Raw genomic sequence first — 17,246 nt, 5'->3', positions numbered from 1 at the left:
TGTTTTTCTCACTGTCAGCGTGTCGGATTGTGTTCTGGGCGTTCCTATAGATAGTGCCATATATAGAACGTCAAATAAGCCTTATGAGATAAGGTTCTGACTTGGGATTATATTGTTTTTAAAATGTATCATGACCATTGATGTATTGAATAGTAGTGAAAATATGTCAAAAAAGCAAACTAGTATACTGGAAGTATTATTAACATAATATTAATAACATGAAGTCAGAAGAATTAAAGGTTACGTATGTGGAAGTACAACCTAAGGATGAAGATGAAAGATTGGAGTTCGAAAGGAGAATAAATAGAGCATTTGATGTTTTGTTTAGAGAAATGAGTGAAGATAAATAATATGAAAATGTTGAATTTTTTAGTGAAGTGGAATATTGACAAAATATAAAGTGTGTGATAGCATTCTCATAAATAGTTAAACCCAATCAGGGAACCACCCTGTTCATCACAAAATCCAATAAAAATGAAAAAAGTATTGTTCCTACTGTCCGTCACCTTCCTATTCCAATCATGTGGACAAAAATCTGAAGAAGTAACGGCCCTACTCGAAGAAAGAGAAGCTCAGTATCTCGATGCCTATGATTCATATCTAATGTTTTTTGAAAGAAGGCTTGATCTGTATCAAGAATATGGGAATAGTGCTCTTAAGTACAGTTCATTAACAGAGAACTGTTATAGTCAAGACGGAAGTTTTGATGTTTCGGAAATGAGTGATCTCATTTTCAGATTTGGCTTGAAAATTGTGAGAGAGCAAACCTTGAGGTCAGAAATTGTGCAAACGAATCATGTGAAAACTTTTCTGACTAGTGAATCTAAAGGCTTTACAAAGGAATTTTTAGTTGATTTTCAAGAAGTCACCGAAGAATATGAACTTACCATACTCTCAATGGAAGATATCCTTAACCAAATGAATAATCAGTTGGAAACGCTGGAGAAAGGGTGTAAATAACACATTATTTCTAATAAGGTTTACTTTAAAGCTCCACCAATCGGTGGAGCTTTTTATCTGTATTTTATGATTCTAAATACTTCCCTATATTTTCTAAAATAGCTTTGGAATCTCTTTCTGCATACCCTATTCCTTTATCATTATCCACGGCATCTTTTACCTTATCCAGGATTGCCTGTAGTTCAGAAAGTGGGCCTTCTGTTTTTTCAATAATCCTATGATATTTATAGTAATCATCTTCTGCATCCGGCAATAAGAGTAAGGCTGCTTTTATATCCAACCTTTCATTACCTGTTGACCCATTTTCATTCTTATAATTTTCAACACGATCAATAAGGGGGCTTACTTTGTCATACGCATTAGCTACTACCTCTTGAACTCTCTTAACCTCGGAATTCAATTTTTCAAACAAAACTTCCCTATCATCGATCTCCTGTTCTTCTTGTTCCTTGGCAAAAGAATCTAGCTCCTTGTTTAGTTTATCGATATTATCTTTTAATTCTTTTTGAATTCTTTTTTTCTCTTTTACCAAAAAACTATCCACACCCTTATCTTCAAGAGCACCATACTCTATTTTTATATGTATAGGGATATCCTTGAGATTTTCATATGTACCTATAACATCCAATAAGTAAGAAAGTCTCCCCTCTGATCCTTCAAGGGTAATGTCTGGACTTTTGAGGTCTTCTTTTATTTTATTAATCTCCTCGAGAATAATCTCTGGGGTTCTTTCTGGTTGTTGTAGTTTCTCCATATACATGATTATACATAAAATCAGGTAAAGCATAAATACATCAACCAATTACGTTAGGAGGAGGCTGTCATGTGGGGATTCTATATTTTCCATAGGATTATTTTTTAATAAAACCATAATCAACTCCCCTCTGAAGTGGTGGTGGTAACGACAACTCAATCTTAAATGAGATTATATTTTTACTATCCTTAGTGTGCTTGATTGCGTTCGTGTCATACCTATAGATAGAACAGTACTCGACATGATTTTGTATTGATATATAACCGCTAATAAGTAAACCTTCTTGTGTGCCGACAATTTTACAAGTTGTGTCATCTAGGATAGCTTTTTTATCATCAAAACTCAAGTCACCTAAACGATTTGAGATCACGTTTGTGAACTCTTCAATGTCAGAGTAATTCGGTAGAGATTGTTTTGCCTTGGGCTGGACTTCGTCCTTGGCTTTCGAGACTTGATTTTCAAGAATGGCAGCCCTTTCTCTAACTGGCAAAACGAGTTCTTTAAATTTTTCAATCGAAAGAACCCCATCGCCATACGCATTGGTAAATCGTGCTTCTCGTTCTTTCAATTTGGTAATCTCAGCTTGAGTAGCTTGAATGTTGATTGTCGGACCAGTGACTTCGCGGTTTGGTTCAACATAAAATCGTTCAGCCTGTTTAAACAGTAAAGAGGGAGATGACATAAGTTGGCTTATCTCGTTCCATACCAACTTGTCGGCAATTCTGGCATTAATTCCCCCTTCCAAGCAAGTAGGAGGTAAGGGAAAGTTATTAATCCTGTTAGAGCATCGGTAATAGAGGTACTTGCCATTCTGCGGACCTTCACCAGTTCTCCGTGAGTCACAAGTACACCAGATTCTTCCCGAGAGTAAGTATTCATTTTTAGTGTTGCGAATTGACTGTTCGAAATTCTTTTGCAACCTCTTTGAAGCTCGATTGAACAACTTTTCAGGAATTATTTGAGGAGTAGGAATACTGATCCAATCCTCCTCCGGTCTCTGTTTCCTGCTGGTCTTTTTTATCTTCCTATATACGTTTTTACTCGTAGGGTTTTCTGGAACAACTCCATAGTGTTTTCCATAAAATCCCTCTCCAATATAGGTTCGGTTTTTGAACATGTTGCTCAGGGTACTCGTGCTCCAAACACCTCGTTTACTCTTCCGCGGAGGAATACCTAAATCCTTTAGTTTGCCAATGACTGCTCGAAGACTAAGTCTGTCATCAGCCACCCAAGAGAAAATGCTTTTGACAACACTTGCTTCTACCTCATTGACTTCATAGTACCCTTCCTTAAAACCAGATTCACCTTTGTTCCCTTTTCGAGCGACATAGGTATATCCATACGGAGCTTCACTTGCGATAATATGACCTTCTTTGGCTTTTCGAACTTTTCCAAGTCGAAAGCGCTCAGCAATTTTTGACCGTTCATATTCTGCAAACAAACCCTTTACTCCAAAGAGGATTCTGTCTTCACTATTGGTTGGAGTTGGAGTGGTAACGAACATCACTTCGATTCCAGCTTCGCGAAGCTCATCAGACACCAATTCTTGGTACGAGAATCTTCGTGCAAGTCTATCAGGGTCAAATATTAAAACTGCTTCCCAAAGCTTTTTCTTAGCATCCATCCTAAGCTGGTCGAGGTTGGGTCTCACTAGCGTGTCTCCGCTCCATCCTTCATCCAAGTACTCTCGTACAATAGAATAGCCATGTTTTTCAGCATGTTCTCGAACTGCCAATAGTTGTGTTTCAATGGTTCCTTCATTCTCTTGAGTCGAAGTTGAAACTCTACCATATACGGCAACAAGTTTCTTGAATTGTGAGGTTTCTTGATTCATAAATTCTCCAAAGATTTAAAGAGAATGTCAAATGCACGGTTGATTTTAGCCTCTGCATCCTCATCTTGAATCGTAACATATTGGACCTTCAAATCGGGCCCAGATCCCACAGTTTTGTTTCTGGATTTTCCCCCTAGATTGTTTTGACATCTTTCACACATATAATCACTCTACATGTGGCAGATTACCTAAAACAGAAGTGAGAATATGACAGCCGATTGAGCATAATTTCACTTCTGTTACCTAGTCCTCGATAGTTCATGATGGGAGGATGAGCTTAAAACGCACAACCCCAGTTCCAAACATCATGTTGGATCAAATGCTTCCCCACTTAACCATGGCGGAACTCAAAGTCGTTCTGGTCATAATCCGCCAAACGAATGGATGGGCACTTTCAAATGGTCAACGAAAGAATCGTGATTGGATCAGTCAAAGTCAATTTGTGCTAAAAACTGGACTAACAAGGCAAACTATTTCTTCAACGCTTCAAACCTTAAGCAATTTGAAGTTGATTTCCATCACTGACTTCAAAGGAAATGCTACCAACACACCTTCAGAGAGAAAAGGTAAATCAAAGCTGTTCTACGCACTTGGGCGAACAGAAGATTTAAAGCAATTTAACATGACTTGTAAGGTTAGTAGGAGGAAAGGTGTCAGGTTACTTGTACAAGACAAAACTAATCCTACAAAAGAAAATATTACAAAGAGCCTTCAAAGCATCAAGGATATTCTAAAACGATTGTATACATGAATATCACACTGCAATGTTCAACTCTCACGGGGATGTGTACATGGCAGACTTAGTTTGGTGTTCCACACCAACTAAGGGTGACGTGTGCACATACCTATGATGAAAAATTGAGAAACAATTTTTCTTCTTTCCATAAACATAAATAGTCTCCGACCACTACAATCGAGGTTATCCACATCACGTGCACAACCACCGAAAAAATATGTCAATCAGACATATTCTAACTTCTATTACCTCTAAACCCATTTAGTATCATATAAACATTATTAGTTCATCAACGAACATGTTTTTATGAAAAAACCATTCAACACGTTACGCATGCACCGGAAGCAATCCAATCTCACTCAGGCCGACCTTGCCTTTTTATTAAACCACACTGACAATTCATTCATCTCCCGTTGCGAGAATGGCGAACGTCAAGTGACGATTGAAATTCTCATTGCATACCATCTGCTTTTTGGCGCAGCAGTGAGTGAATTTTTTGTCGATCAACGCACGACCGTTCAAAGCCGTATCGCCTCTCGCATTAAACCACTCGTAGCTCAACTTGAAAAAGAGCAACTCACACCAAAAGGAGCTGAACGAATCGCCTTCCTTCTCCAATTTCTTAGAAATCTTAGTTCTGACCGACCATGACTTCCAAACACGGTCTCACATTGGCCATATATCCAAACAGTATAGGATTCGGATATGCAGTCGTGCGAAGTCCAAGGGAACCAATTGATTGTGGAGTTGTCCGAATTGTCCCCCCTAATAATTCAAAAGCGCTCGAAAGGATTACCACTCTCATTGCAAAGTATGAACCCACGCATATAGTCCTTCAACATCTTCAAGGAAAGAATTCGTATAAATCATCACGTGTTAAACAACTCACACGGGTTATTCAAAAGTTTGCGACTCAAGAACACATTCAAGTTGCACGATACAATCGTGAACAAATCCGAATGGTATTCTCTGAATTTGATGGTGAAGCAAAATCGAAGTTTCAAATTGCTCATGTCATCGGCAAGTACATGAAGGAGTATCGACATCGATTGCCAAAAGAACGTAAGGCCTGGGATGCTGAGGATTACAATCAAGGCTTGTTTGATGCCCTATCCTTGATCATCACGCACTTCTACTTGTCGGATTAATTAATCCCATTAGTATATGTGGAGCAGTGGATACACACACAACGCACTACAAACGATAATGAAGCACGACTGACCATTCTTAGGTGGGAGCGAGGTCGTGTTTTATTCGGAAAGAACTTGGTTTGATTCTTCCCTACTTAGAATTGCCTCCATCAATCACATTAAGACTCCCTGTTTCACCGAACAGCTCACGGGATTTTTCGTTGTATGCTTCTGCCGCATCCTCGGCATAGCTGAAAAATCCCAGATCATGCTTCTTGTCGCCCACGTAGATAACGGCTCTGAACCGACCACGATCTTTGGTCACACCTCTGAACCCCGTAGAACTGGTTCCCTTCATTTCCCTTCTGATCGTTTTCATCTGCGCCCACTCCAAATTAGCTAACTGGACATTGAGGGGGTCACCATCGATAAACCGAACAAAGAGCTTCTTGTCCGCGATTGGTTTTTCTAAGTACCGTTCAGCGATAAGCTTATGCAGATATACGGTCTCATACTTAGGGAACTGCTTGTACGACAGATAGCGTTGGAAGTATACGTATCCGCTTCGTGAGTGGAGAGAAAGTTTTTCGATAAAAGCCTTTCTCTTTAACTCAGGATCGTCCCTCAGATCTTGAAGAATATCTTCATCGAGCAGGACGTATGTGTTTTCTTTATTTTTAACAGGAAGCTTCGTGACCATTCAGCGGTTTTAATCCAGGTTATTCAGCTCCAAAATCCCACATCAAGACTACGAATATCACGTAGAAGCACAAAATTCAACATTGATCATCGGAGAAAGTTATTCACAGATCCAAGGTCGAGATGTTGCCTAAACATTACGTCTTAATGCACTAGCTGACAAGTTCAAAACCCAGCAACGACAGAATAGTTGCACGCCTTTCGACATAACAGTCAGTTAATATCCGCCTAGTCAGATCGTTGATAACTCGTAACGGTAAATCGACTGTTCTATACGGTCAAAATTATGACATTGTGGCTGTCTAATCAAAACCACTTGACCATGAAACTGTTATCCTCATTCATCACGTTGACCTTGGCCATCATCTCCTTCAACACAAACGCCCAGGCACCTGTGAGTATCGCCTACCATGTGGCAGGAAATGTTGATGCGAATAGTCTATCTCTTTCGTCACTGGAGGCTGCACCTAAGGAGTGTGTGATCGGCTTTCATTTCTCTGCACCCAGTGTCCGCGTGATCATGGAAAGTCCTGATGGCCTTATCAATTATGTAGACCGTGTATTCCCATTGGAAGTGCAGGCCTTTCCCGATAGCACCTATGTGTATGGAAAGCCCGGAGCATGGACCATAGGTCTAGGGCAGTTCGAAAATGTTTCTGCCTTCCGGGTGAAATTGGTCAATGCCAATGCTCAAGGGAACGGTTACGGCTTGGTCAATGGTAACGGCCTTGGTAATGTCAATGGTCAGGGTGTCGGACCCACTGTTGCTCAAGGAACATATCCATGACTATCAGAAAGTAACGCTCGTCCCAACTCAGGAAATATCAGAACCTAAACCTTTTGACCATGAAAAACCTTCTCCTCCTTCTTTCGTTCGCAATACTCAGTACACCGCTCGTTGCTCAAACCTCATATACTTGGAACGGCACGACCAATACAGCTTGGGGCACATCCACTAACTGGACACCGAACGGAGTTCCAAGTTCCTCGGATTACATTGTCATTCAATCCGCATCCCACAACCTTAAACTGACCAGTGATAAGACCATCGAACGCTACCGTATCAACAGTGGCACCATGAATCTAGATGGATACACCTTGACCGTTAATGATCAGCTGCTGATGTACGGTGGAACAACAACATCGGGCAAGATTGTCCAAAGTGCAACCAATAGCACAACTATCACCAACGCCACCGTGAACTGTAAGTTGGATCTGACCGCCACGACCGTTACGGTTCAATACGCTTCGTGTACAGACAGTGTCAAGATCCATCAGACCACTGGCAGCGGGTCTACTTGGTGGCGCGGCAACAAGTTTTACGGTCATGTGGATGTTGAGAATACGTCCAATGCCAATATGAACATGGGGAATAATCCCGCGGATTCATGCTTTGCAGGATTAACTATTTCTGGAAGAAGGATACGTTTGGCCTATCAATACCCGTATAATTATGTTCAGGGGGATGTAGTGATCAATGATGAAGGACCTTCAGGAACCAGTTTCGGACTGGCAGGTGGAAATGGATCGGCTAAGATGACTGTTGACGGCAACATCATTCTTAACAAGAGCGGTCTAGGCGATCTGAACATGGCGGTCACCTCTGGTACCTGCGAACTGATCCAAACAAGTGGAAATGGCGTAATTGACGGAAGTACAGGATACACGGATGGTTTTCTGAAGATCATGGGACTAACACAGCAAGGAACTGGGGGAGGCGTGATATTGAACAAAGGTGCCGATGCGCAGGAATTCTATCTGCAGCAAGGAACCTATGGCCCGAACATCGGAAGTCTGACCATTGACCTAGATGATGTGACCGTTGATGGGGCGGTGATAAATGGAGCTGCCTATGTAACAGGCGGTAACATATTGATCACAGACAATAGGTTTTTGGATAACGTGGCGTTGACCAAAGAAAGCACCGGTACAGATACTGTAGCTGGCAATGTTTTCATGTCTGATCTGGTTATCACAAATGATGCTACCGGCCCGATACGCGTTTCGGCAGGAATTACTGATAGCATTTATGGTGGACTATTAGTTACCAGTACGCATAACAACGTTGTATTGGGGTACAGTATGCGAACTGTGGTTCATGGGGATGTTACCTGCGATGAACAAGGAGGTAATGTCGTTATTGGCAATGGCACTTCTACGGGTAGACTAGTGTTTGCAGGGAGTGGACAACAAAATCTGTCCTTAGGAGGAGATAATATTGTTGAAACAAGACGATTAGAGATTGACAAACCTTCAGGTAGGGTTCTGTTGATGGACGACATCACAATTACGAAGGGATTGTATCTGACCAATGGCATTATCGAATGCAGGAGCAATGCCCTTGTTTCGCTTGATGATGGAATTGTTCTACCGACTGCTACAGACAACAGTTACGTGGAAGGCGCGGTGAAAAAGATCGGAAATGATGCTTTTACGTTTCCGGTGGGACGCAACGGGATATATAGACCGATTTCAATAACTGCTCCAAGCACTGTGACCGATGCCTTTACTGGGGAGTATTTTGAAAGCAACAGTGACTGGATTAATAGCCATGCTAGCAAAGCGAGTTCACTTGATTATCTCAGTACCAACGAGTATTGGACACTTACCCGGAACGTAGGAAGCAGTACACCGGTGGTTAAGTTGAGCTGGGATACGGTTACAAGTTGCGTTATGGATCCATCACTTTCCGCCCGTCATGTTGCAGGATGGAACGGCACACAATGGGATGATCTTGGCAATGGGGCCACCACTGGAACAGCTGATAAAGGAACCATCTCTACTTCTAGCGGGGTCAGTGATTTCAATATGTTCGTGTTGGAGAGTGATAGTAGTATGGAGTGTGGTTGTGAGTTACCTAAATATACTATTGGACCTTCTGACACGTGTATTTCTAATATACCCATGGATAATAATGAACTATGGCTAACGCTAATTCCAGACAGCAGTTCGATAGACCTTGATATTTGGTTGGCGAGCGACAATGACTTTGGAGTGATTGATTCCATACTTCTTTACGAGGGCTGCGGATCCGCCCCTATATTCACCAAAGGAATAGATACGGTTTTCGAATATTTTCATTTCAAACTTGAGCTTGATAGTCTTGTAGCTTTAAGTGATTACAAGTTAAGGTTTCTGCGCAAGGATACAGTCACTGACCACAACTACTATAGGGTATGCATTCAGCAGAGAGGACCAAGAGCTGAATGCGCAGATTTTCCTGATTGTGACCTGATCGGTAATGGCGGTCTTGAAAATTACATACCTACAGCCTCCACAACCTCGCAGATATGCGTGAATCTTGGCCCAACACCACTTTGTAATTGGTTTACTGCTGGGGGAAGCCCAGATATGCAATCAGCTTTTTGTGATGGATATAATCCGCTACTTCCAAATGAACTAGGTTGGTACGGAATAGATCCGTCTAATAATCCAAATGGCGGAGGAATCCTAGATAACCTTAGTGGACAGGGGAATGAACAATATTTGAGCATTGTTACGTACAGATACAAGACTCAGCCAGGATTTGGTCAAGCTAATAGATCGCCAAATTGGAGGGAATATATTGGCACAAAACTTAAAGAACCATTAGAAGCAGGAACTTGTTATTACTACAGCTACGATGCGGTTTGCAGAAGCAATAATTCTAGACAATCTCGTTGGATGACCAATGGTATGGGCATTGCCTTTTCTATCGGGCAAATACCTCCGATATACTCATTAAATGTGTCAAATGGTTTGATTGTTCCAGGATTCTATCCTGAAACCCATGCTATTGTGGCAACTAATCCAAACAACATAGGCACCACCTGGGAAACAATGGATGGTGTGATTACTCCTACAGTTGGCGGACAGGATATTGTAACGTTAGGCAATTTCAATAGTGACGCACAGGTTTTGAATGGAAATCCGTTTCCAGCATTATCAAATGGCAATTGGAACAACCAAGCTGCTAATTACTTTAACGGAGTATACGCGAGGTATCATCTCGATAATATTCGAGTAGTCAAAATGGCGCTGCTACAAGACGATATGGAAGTTTGTGCTGGAACTACTTTGGAATTAGGAGTAGGTTGCAGCAGTATTGATGGATTTTCTTTTGAATGGGAATTCTCAGGAGACCCAGACTTTGGTATCACCGTTGGAGATGTAGGTCAGGTCGTAATCGACCCATTTATTCCTGATCAACATGCAGGTACTTATACCGTTCATATTACCGCTCCTGATGGGACTGAATGTGAAGATCAAGTTGTCGTTTCTCAAACTGCTCCAGATAATAGCCTTGGTATCACAGGATGTGAATACACATGCGAGTATTCTATGCCCTGTACATTAAGTGTTGAACTGCCAGTTGGTTATACCAATTTGCAGTGGGGTGTGCCAGGTGGAGGAACCAACCCGATCGTTTGGACAGGGCAAGGTACCGAACAGATAATCGTATCCGATTGGGGTGATTATTATGGTGAAGATGTGATCATTTTCGTCACAGCCAATAATGGTGTTAAGGAGGTATGTAACTTCATTGAGTTGAAAGGCTGTTGCATAGCGTATGAAGATGACGGTACAACGGAGCTACATCGCGTTGTGGATCTCAGCGTATCCGATTTTAATGCAACTACCGTTGCGCCTGTTGTAAATACGAGTGGTGCTACTTGGACAATATCAGAAGACTTCACTGTTACAGGAACAATGACCGTTGATCACGATCTTGCTTTAGAAGGGTGTGAAGTTACCTTGACACAAGGAGCCACTATTGAGGTGCTTTCGCCATTTACTCTGACGATAACCGATAATGGAACGACAAAGAATTCATGGTTGCATGCCTGTGGTGATTATTTATGGCATAAGCTTATTGTGTGGGAAGGAGGGAACCTCACCGTTGAAAGTAATGCATCATTCAGCCCTTCCACTACAATTGAGGATGCCTATTTTGGTACATTATTTAGAGGTAATGGTGCATTGGACATCCGAAATAGTAATTACGATCGTAATTATTTCCATGTGTTTATTAGAGACAAGTCAGATATCACATCAGCAATTCTCAGCAACAATGATTTCACATGTACAAGTCAATTGAATACTAATGGTGATGATTTAAGAGAGACGTTAGTTGGTCTGTTCATTGAGAATTCATCGGTATCTTCTGGTACTGATATGTCCTGGCCTGGCACGGCAAACGATAATCTAGTAGGGAATCATTTTGCCAACGCTAAATGGGGTATCCGTGGAGAAAATTCAAACGTAGCACTTTATGAATATAATCTGTTCGAGTATATTCGAAAAGCAGACAGTTATGGAGGTTGGGAGAATGCAGGTTGGGGCGTTCAGTGTTTTGCTCCGTCTGGAAGTGATCGTAAATTTGAAGCATTTAAGAACAATATTTTCCGCGATTCGGACTGTGGGATATTTACTTGGGGCATGAATGATGTGCATGTTGAAACCAGTGCATCGTTTACCCGGCTCAATGGTGGCGTAAGTAGCACTGGTGCGTCTTCAGCGTTTGATGGCATTGGGGTTTTGACGCATGCCTCTACAGGAAATGTACTGATAAACGGATGCACGTTTACAGATTGTGAATGGGGCATTCAATCGCGATTCAACAATTTAGATGCTACAGAATGGGTTCGATTGAGTAGCAATACAATAATGCATACAATGTCTTACGACCCCTATACCATTGGAATCGGTGTAATAGGTTTTGGCGCAAATGATAATTCGAATATGCTGGTTGGGAAAAAAGGTATTCTCGGGCAACCAAATACCATACAGAGTATGGCCACAGGAATCTTTACATGGAATCTGGCCAATCCAATAGTGGCAGAAAACAACATCAGCGTATCCTCTGGGTTTGGTAACGGTAGTGTTGGAGTAAGTGCTATAAACTGCCCCCGTGCCGAAATTGTAAAGAATACCATTGTTGGCGGAGGCAGTGGTAACTATCGGGGCATACAAAGTCAAACCAGCCCCTTTGCCGATATACGTTGCAATGATATTAGCTATACGAATGATGCCATTTATAACTACGGGGGCATGCCCGGTGCGCTGATAGAGGAAAACACCATGGCCACCAGCACAAACGGCTACGTGCATAAGAACGGCTTTATCAACAACCAAGGAAGCCCAACCGTGCCGTCTAATAACTTATGGGTGAATCACGACAGCTTTACGAGGCATACATACAATATCGACCCGACAGTGACGCCCGGAGATTTCTATGTTCAAGGCTCCCCGAATACCGATTTCTATCCTGATCCGTTTATTTCTATTGCGGTTAATCCAAGTCTTTCATTGTATAAAATTGAAGTACAGTCTTCAACTGGAACATCTTCCAGCACAGACTGTGATTCCGTTCCTGAGTATCGCAGTCCTGATCCGACCCTTGCCAAAGCCATTGCGCTCGACACATTGGTATTCCATGGGGTCGATAGCTTGGAGGCACGCCAATGGGCGCGGCTCCATGTCTATCGCGCGTTGCGATATGATTCCATCTATACCATGGACAGTACCTTTCAGGCATTTGTAGATACAATGAACCTGACGGCTTACCGCGACCTCGATAGCATTGCAGGTCAATTGACCTTCCCACTCGACTCGGCCACGGAGAAGCATCTGTTGGATGTGAATGCAAAAGTGGTAGCGACCGACACCTTGCAGTCATTGTTTAAAACCGTGTTGGGCATTGGTGTCGACCACTATTTCAGCAACGACAGCTCTTGGACAGGGAGTGATATCAGCTACCTGCGAGAGGTGGCGGCCCTGTGTCCCCTAAAATACGGCCCGGGTGTCTATCAGGCCCGTTCACTGCTATTGAGTATGGATACGACAATCGTATTCTACGAGAATGTCTGTGAATTGCCTGTGGAACCAAGTGCTAAGCGGGCCGCGCCAGAGCCTGACCCGCAGCACGATGCTTATGTTGGAACACTTAAACTTTACCCTAACCCTACAACAGGAATCGTAACCATCGAATGCCATCTGCAAGAAGACGACCGGGCCGAGCTGATGGTATATGAAATGACGGGCAGACGGGTGTACAGCAATACACGGGTGTGTGGCTCTGATGCCTTGCAGTTGAATGGATTGAGTGAAGGGCTTTATCATTGTGTCCTTATTATCAACGGCAAGGCAGCCCTAACGGAAAAACTCGTTATCTTAAAGCAATAGAATGTGAGTTTGAAACCTGCATTGTTCATATTGATAATGATTCTGAGCCTCCAATTGGAGGCTCAGAACATTGTTCCTAATCCTTCTTTCGAGGAAATTACTTATTGCCCAACGAGCGGAGGGGCAATTTTTTGGGCTTCCCCTTGGAATCGATCCATGAACAGTCCCGATCTGTATAATGTCTGCGGTGATAATGGGTATTCTGTTCCAGTTAACGTTAATGGTGTGCAAATGCCACGTAGAGGAGAGGGTTACGCTGGTTTTGCTACGTATGTAAATTACCCTTCCTTTGTTGATGCAAGAGAATTTGTTAAGTGTCCTCTGAAGTACCCCTTGGTTGAGGGTGAAGATTACTATGTCGAATTCTATGTTAGCCAATGCGATAGTGCAGAGTATGCTACGCACAACCTCGGTGTGACATTTACCGATGTCGATACAGCGGAGTTTGGGGAGTTATTATGTTGGCCAAATTGTGAGATCTACGTAGAGAACACCTCCGCCAACCCACTCACCAGCAAGACCGATTGGGTAAAGGTGAGCGGCACGTTCACGGCCCATGGTGGTGAGCGGTACATTCACATTGGTAATTTTAGAACAGACGTAAATAGCGAAATTGAATTTATTGGGGGAGGTGTCGGTCCTGAGTACGATTGGTTTGTAGGAGCCTATTACCTAGACGATGTATGGCTGAGCCATATAGACAGCGCGCACTACGTGGGTATAAGCCCCCCAACCCCCCGAAGGTGGGGGATGGAGGTGTTTCCAAACCCGAGTATGGATGGTACAATTACCGTTAAGTGTGAACTGAAGGGGGACGATAGGGCGGAACTTCGAGTATTCGATATGCTAGGCCGCACGTTCCCTATTCAAAAGGGGGTGTCTGCCTTATGCGGACAGGGGGAATTTCCTGTGTCCATTGACGTAAGCCATTGGGCTGATGGTGTTTACAGTGTCGTTCTGATAGTCAACGGCAAGGCAGCCCTAACGGAAAAACTCGTTATCTTAAAGCAATAGAATGTGAGTTTGAATATACTGTAGTCTAGCAACAGGAATAGTTTACTCACCTTCCCCTTTCCATATCATTACCACGATTTCGGAGTGAATCCAGTTCCTTTGCCCTATCCAATTCCTGTTGTCGGAAAAATTCCCTTGAGCCATGGAACAGCCCACTCGCAAAATCACTATCCAGTTCTAATGATGAAAAAATGTCTTTCGCGAGTGTTGGATTAGCTTCAGCTACAACGAAAGCCTGGTTAAATCCTTTTTCATACTCAGCAACATTTATCCCATCTTCTGGGTTTTCGAATTCATCTTCCATTAGAACGTTTCTTTTGCATTATTCTCCAACAATTGCAGTATTGATTCCCTATCGTAAAGAATTACCTTTTTGTACGGTTGAGAGAAACGAATCTTTCCTTCGTCTCGCAATTTTTGAAGTGTAGTCTTGCTCTTAATTCCTAAGAGTTCCATTGCATCATCTGCCTTCACCCATCTATCCTCAACCTGACCACTTTTTTCCTTCATACGGTCAACCACCTCTTCTATGAGAGCATAGAACGCTTGGTCTTGTATGCAGATGACATTCATGGATATAAATATACAAAAGACAACAAACCCTATACCGTGGGGCGACCTTCCGTACTTTGGTGTTACATCAAATCTCCAATATCAATGTGAGACAAGTAGGGTTCAAGAAGCCGTGAGGTTTTGAATGATTTCAAGTCAACAATACAGTTCTCTGTACTGTCGTACGTCACTTCAACATAGAAATTACTCAATACATGCAGTTGATACCTCATTCCTTCACGGATGGAATGAGTAATATACTCACCGTTATCCCACAGATAGTTAGCCTGCTCATCTGTTGGCATCAGAGTAAACTCATATATCCCTATCTTGATATTCATGAATCTTTTGCGAAAAGTAGAAGCCAAGTTACGAGAATTCGGAAGCTTCGGAGAGTTCCTCATTCTCTTCATAATCATCTTTGCCATTGAATTTGTGTGGCAGATTGTGCGATTGATGGCAACGGGACGAATGCCATTTGATTGGTTGTTTGAATAAATGTCTTAAGTTGGTGATGCTACAAAACAGAGAGAATATGAAGCTGAAGAATATTGATAAGACAAGGCTAGAGTTTTATAAACTGCAACTACAGGAGAAAAATAGTGTAGTGAAATCAACTATGGATTTGCTTGTTCGTTGGTATACTTTTTTTTGCTCGGTTAGTATTGTTGCTATTAGCGCTACAATCATCGAGTTTGAAAATTCATGGATAGCATTAGCTGTTGTCAAAGTCTTTTTCTGGGTAACAATTGTAAGCGTTGGTACTCCATTGTGGGGTATTGGACTGTTCGTCAAATACCATAATGACATTAAGGAAACCACAAATCGGGTAAACAAGATTCTTAATGAAGATGTAGTGAGCCCACCAGTGCTGAAACTTGTACCAGTGGCAGTATGCGGAGGAATGTTCGTCTCTTTATTAGCGTTGCTGGTGTTTTGGTACTACATCCAGTTCGAAATGATAAGTTTGGGTTAAAAATTAATCACCTCATCCAACGCCTCATCCGCCTCTTTATGTATGAAGTTCGATTGGTAGTTGATGGTCGTTTTCAAATCTGAATGCCGATACAATTTCTGTAGCATAAGAGGGTGAATCCTCTCTCCAGCAATATTTCCGAAACTATGCCGTGCAATATGGTTTGAAAGGTTCTTTTCAACCTCTGCTTGTTGGGCAATAACCTTAAGGTACTTGTTGAATCGTTTTGTGGCAGTTCGGGTCTTACGAAATATATCCTCTACATCATTTTTCTTCGCCTTTTTCAGGTCGGGGAAAATATAGTCTGATTGACCTTGTCTCTCTGGTATATAGTAGTCAAGAATGACCTGCACTTTCTCAGGAATCTTCAGAGATATTGGTTTGTCATTCTTGTTCATCACATACCATACGCGACCATCCTTGATGTCTGCCCATGTCATTTTCAATACGTCTGACACTCGAATCCCTGCGAAATAGAAGGCGAAAAGCCACACGTTTCTCGTGTGCCATATAGGAGTCCCACGTTCAAGCTCAAGTGCTTCTATCCGCTGAATCTCTTCTTGGGTCAGACCAATTTTCAGCCCTCCCTTAATCCGTATTTTCTCCATATCACCAGCAAAGGGGTAATGCTTTGCTTGCACAATTCCCTCTTGAATAGCTCGGTTGTACATGGTGCGAATGAATATCAATTGATTGGTTACCGTCCTTCCTTTATGCCCTAACTCAGAAATACAGAATGCTTTGAACCGATTGATCCAGGAAGTCGTAATGTCTTCAAAGACCAAAGAGTTACCAGCGAATCTTCGAATGTTGTTGACTATGGATTCCTCCGCCTTTGAGACCGAAAACTTCTCACTCTTTTCTTTCTCAATAATCCGCTCCTTGGCAAGGTCGTAGAATGACATTCGCTTGCCTGAACGCGTAACACGCTTTTTCAATTCACCTGCCGTTGCATCATCATCGGCAACCTCAGACTCCATGATTGCCCCTGAAGCCTCCGACACCTTCTTATGCAGAAGGTTATTCAATCTCACTGAGTTATCGTGAGACTTCTTTACACACGATTTCGATTCATCCCAATCCTTAGGAAGGATGTAGTGTCCCGTGAAAATGTACCGAGGTTTTCGGTCTTTGATAATTCGCACACTTAGTGGGCATGTCCCATCTGTTCGCTGTCTATGGTTTAAAAGCAGTACCTTAACACTTGCCATATCCTTTGTTTTGAGAACGAAAGATACGAATAGTTGGTAAAACATAGGTAAAACATTTGACTGTTTTACATGGTTTTTCACGATATGAAGTGACACCTGAGTTTTACTGTTTAAGCACAAAATGAATCAAAATAGACCATATCAACTCAATATTCACAAGGCTCATAACCCGAAGGTCGTTGGTTCGAGTCCAGCTCCCGCAACTCAGACCCGAAA

15 protein-coding genes are annotated in these 17,246 nt (G+C 42.3%); 9 read left to right on the top strand and 6 right to left on the bottom strand.

Features of this window, described 5'->3' with window-relative positions; genetic code table 11:
- Positions 1-474 precede the first annotated feature (474 nt).
- On the top strand, positions 475-960 hold the full coding sequence (locus K9J17_02525; protein MCF8275584.1) for a hypothetical protein: 486 nt from the start codon (positions 475-477) through the stop codon (positions 958-960).
- A 64-nt stretch (positions 961-1,024) separates the two neighbouring features.
- Here the strand turns inward: K9J17_02525 and K9J17_02520 are convergent, their stop codons facing one another.
- Together K9J17_02520 and K9J17_02515 are read right to left on the bottom strand one after the other, a co-directional pair.
- The gene (locus K9J17_02520) at positions 1,025-1,714 is read right to left on the bottom strand and encodes a hypothetical protein (protein ID MCF8275583.1); all 690 of its coding nucleotides are present in this window, start codon (positions 1,712-1,714) and stop codon (positions 1,025-1,027) included.
- A gap of 97 nt (positions 1,715-1,811) precedes the next feature.
- A complete protein-coding gene (locus K9J17_02515; GenBank protein ID MCF8275582.1) occupies positions 1,812-3,548 on the bottom strand; it encodes a recombinase family protein in 1,737 nt (578 codons plus the stop codon).
- A 307-nt stretch (positions 3,549-3,855) separates the two neighbouring features.
- Here K9J17_02515 and K9J17_02510 point away from each other — a divergent pair, with 307 nt between their 5' ends.
- From K9J17_02510 to K9J17_02500, 3 genes are all read left to right on the top strand, one after another.
- Positions 3,856-4,299 carry a replication protein gene (locus tag K9J17_02510; protein MCF8275581.1) on the top strand — a complete coding sequence of 148 codons (444 nt, stop codon included), beginning with the start codon at positions 3,856-3,858 and terminating at the stop codon, positions 4,297-4,299.
- A gap of 291 nt (positions 4,300-4,590) precedes the next feature.
- Positions 4,591-4,935 (top strand): helix-turn-helix domain-containing protein, encoded by a 345-nt coding sequence (locus tag K9J17_02505; GenBank protein ID MCF8275580.1) that lies wholly within the window; start codon positions 4,591-4,593, stop codon positions 4,933-4,935.
- Between the two features lie 308 nt (positions 4,936-5,243).
- A complete protein-coding gene (locus K9J17_02500) occupies positions 5,244-5,432 on the top strand; it encodes a hypothetical protein (protein MCF8275579.1) in 189 nt (62 codons plus the stop codon).
- Positions 5,433-5,565: 133 nt separating this feature from the next.
- On the opposite strand, the gene K9J17_02495 is transcribed toward K9J17_02500, so the two are convergent.
- Entirely contained in the window at positions 5,566-6,114 is a 549-nt protein-coding gene (locus tag K9J17_02495) for a hypothetical protein (GenBank protein MCF8275578.1), read from the bottom strand.
- Between the two features lie 321 nt (positions 6,115-6,435).
- On the opposite strand from K9J17_02495, the gene K9J17_02490 reads away from it, so the two are divergent.
- Genes K9J17_02490 through K9J17_02480 form a run of 3 tightly spaced genes read left to right on the top strand, consistent with a single transcriptional unit; the run spans position 6,436 to position 14,291 of the window.
- On the top strand, positions 6,436-6,900 hold the full coding sequence (locus tag K9J17_02490) for a hypothetical protein (protein ID MCF8275577.1): 465 nt from the start codon (positions 6,436-6,438) through the stop codon (positions 6,898-6,900).
- A 59-nt stretch (positions 6,901-6,959) separates the two neighbouring features.
- Positions 6,960-13,277: a T9SS type A sorting domain-containing protein gene (locus K9J17_02485; GenBank protein MCF8275576.1), complete on the top strand. Its 6,318-nt coding sequence runs from the start codon at positions 6,960-6,962 to the stop codon at positions 13,275-13,277.
- Between the two features lie 36 nt (positions 13,278-13,313).
- Positions 13,314-14,291: a T9SS type A sorting domain-containing protein gene (locus K9J17_02480; GenBank protein MCF8275575.1), complete on the top strand. Its 978-nt coding sequence runs from the start codon at positions 13,314-13,316 to the stop codon at positions 14,289-14,291.
- Positions 14,292-14,337: 46 nt separating this feature from the next.
- On the opposite strand, the gene K9J17_02475 is transcribed toward K9J17_02480, so the two are convergent.
- Positions 14,338-14,595, bottom strand: coding sequence for a hypothetical protein (locus K9J17_02475; GenBank protein ID MCF8275574.1), 258 nt, complete (start codon positions 14,593-14,595; stop codon positions 14,338-14,340).
- On the bottom strand, positions 14,595-14,864 hold the full coding sequence (locus K9J17_02470; protein ID MCF8275573.1) for a helix-turn-helix domain-containing protein: 270 nt from the start codon (positions 14,862-14,864) through the stop codon (positions 14,595-14,597). The genes K9J17_02475 and K9J17_02470 overlap by 1 nt, the downstream gene beginning before the upstream one ends.
- Before the next feature lie 318 nt (positions 14,865-15,182).
- Here K9J17_02470 and K9J17_02465 point away from each other — a divergent pair, with 318 nt between their 5' ends.
- Complete coding sequence (locus K9J17_02465; protein MCF8275572.1) at positions 15,183-15,341, top strand: hypothetical protein; 159 nt, start codon at positions 15,183-15,185, stop codon at positions 15,339-15,341.
- A gap of 37 nt (positions 15,342-15,378) precedes the next feature.
- Entirely contained in the window at positions 15,379-15,819 is a 441-nt protein-coding gene (locus K9J17_02460) for a hypothetical protein (protein ID MCF8275571.1), read from the top strand.
- On the opposite strand, the gene K9J17_02455 is transcribed toward K9J17_02460, so the two are convergent.
- Entirely contained in the window at positions 15,816-17,030 is a 1,215-nt protein-coding gene (locus tag K9J17_02455) for a site-specific integrase (GenBank protein MCF8275570.1), read from the bottom strand. The genes K9J17_02460 and K9J17_02455 overlap by 4 nt on opposite strands.
- Positions 17,031-17,246 lie beyond the last annotated feature (216 nt).

The sequence above is a fragment of the Flavobacteriales bacterium genome, from assembly GCA_021739695.1.
Lineage (GTDB): Bacteria > Bacteroidota > Bacteroidia > UBA10329 > UBA10329 > UBA10329.
The sequence above is the reverse complement of the archived record's forward strand: the minus strand, read 5'-3'. Positions and strand labels throughout refer to the sequence as shown.

What these genes read in the sequence shown, in the direction of transcription:
- K9J17_02525 (MCF8275584.1), top strand. Translation starts at nt 475, where the DNA reads ATGAAAAAAGTATTGTTCCTACTGTCCGTCACCTTCCTATTCCAATCA.
- K9J17_02520 (MCF8275583.1), bottom strand. Translation starts at nt 1,714, where the DNA reads ATGGAGAAACTACAACAACCAGAAAGAACCCCAGAGATTATTCTCGAG.
- K9J17_02515 (MCF8275582.1), bottom strand. Translation starts at nt 3,548, where the DNA reads ATGAATCAAGAAACCTCACAATTCAAGAAACTTGTTGCCGTATATGGT.
- K9J17_02510 (MCF8275581.1), top strand. Translation starts at nt 3,856, where the DNA reads ATGTTGGATCAAATGCTTCCCCACTTAACCATGGCGGAACTCAAAGTC.
- K9J17_02505 (MCF8275580.1), top strand. Translation starts at nt 4,591, where the DNA reads ATGAAAAAACCATTCAACACGTTACGCATGCACCGGAAGCAATCCAAT.
- K9J17_02500 (MCF8275579.1), top strand. Translation starts at nt 5,244, where the DNA reads ATGGTATTCTCTGAATTTGATGGTGAAGCAAAATCGAAGTTTCAAATT.
- K9J17_02495 (MCF8275578.1), bottom strand. Translation starts at nt 6,114, where the DNA reads ATGGTCACGAAGCTTCCTGTTAAAAATAAAGAAAACACATACGTCCTG.
- K9J17_02490 (MCF8275577.1), top strand. Translation starts at nt 6,436, where the DNA reads ATGAAACTGTTATCCTCATTCATCACGTTGACCTTGGCCATCATCTCC.
- K9J17_02485 (MCF8275576.1), top strand. Translation starts at nt 6,960, where the DNA reads ATGAAAAACCTTCTCCTCCTTCTTTCGTTCGCAATACTCAGTACACCG.
- K9J17_02480 (MCF8275575.1), top strand. Translation starts at nt 13,314, where the DNA reads ATGATTCTGAGCCTCCAATTGGAGGCTCAGAACATTGTTCCTAATCCT.
- K9J17_02475 (MCF8275574.1), bottom strand. Translation starts at nt 14,595, where the DNA reads ATGGAAGATGAATTCGAAAACCCAGAAGATGGGATAAATGTTGCTGAG.
- K9J17_02470 (MCF8275573.1), bottom strand. Translation starts at nt 14,864, where the DNA reads ATGAATGTCATCTGCATACAAGACCAAGCGTTCTATGCTCTCATAGAA.
- K9J17_02465 (MCF8275572.1), top strand. Translation starts at nt 15,183, where the DNA reads ATGAATCTTTTGCGAAAAGTAGAAGCCAAGTTACGAGAATTCGGAAGC.
- K9J17_02460 (MCF8275571.1), top strand. Translation starts at nt 15,379, where the DNA reads ATGAAGCTGAAGAATATTGATAAGACAAGGCTAGAGTTTTATAAACTG.
- K9J17_02455 (MCF8275570.1), bottom strand. Translation starts at nt 17,030, where the DNA reads ATGGCAAGTGTTAAGGTACTGCTTTTAAACCATAGACAGCGAACAGAT.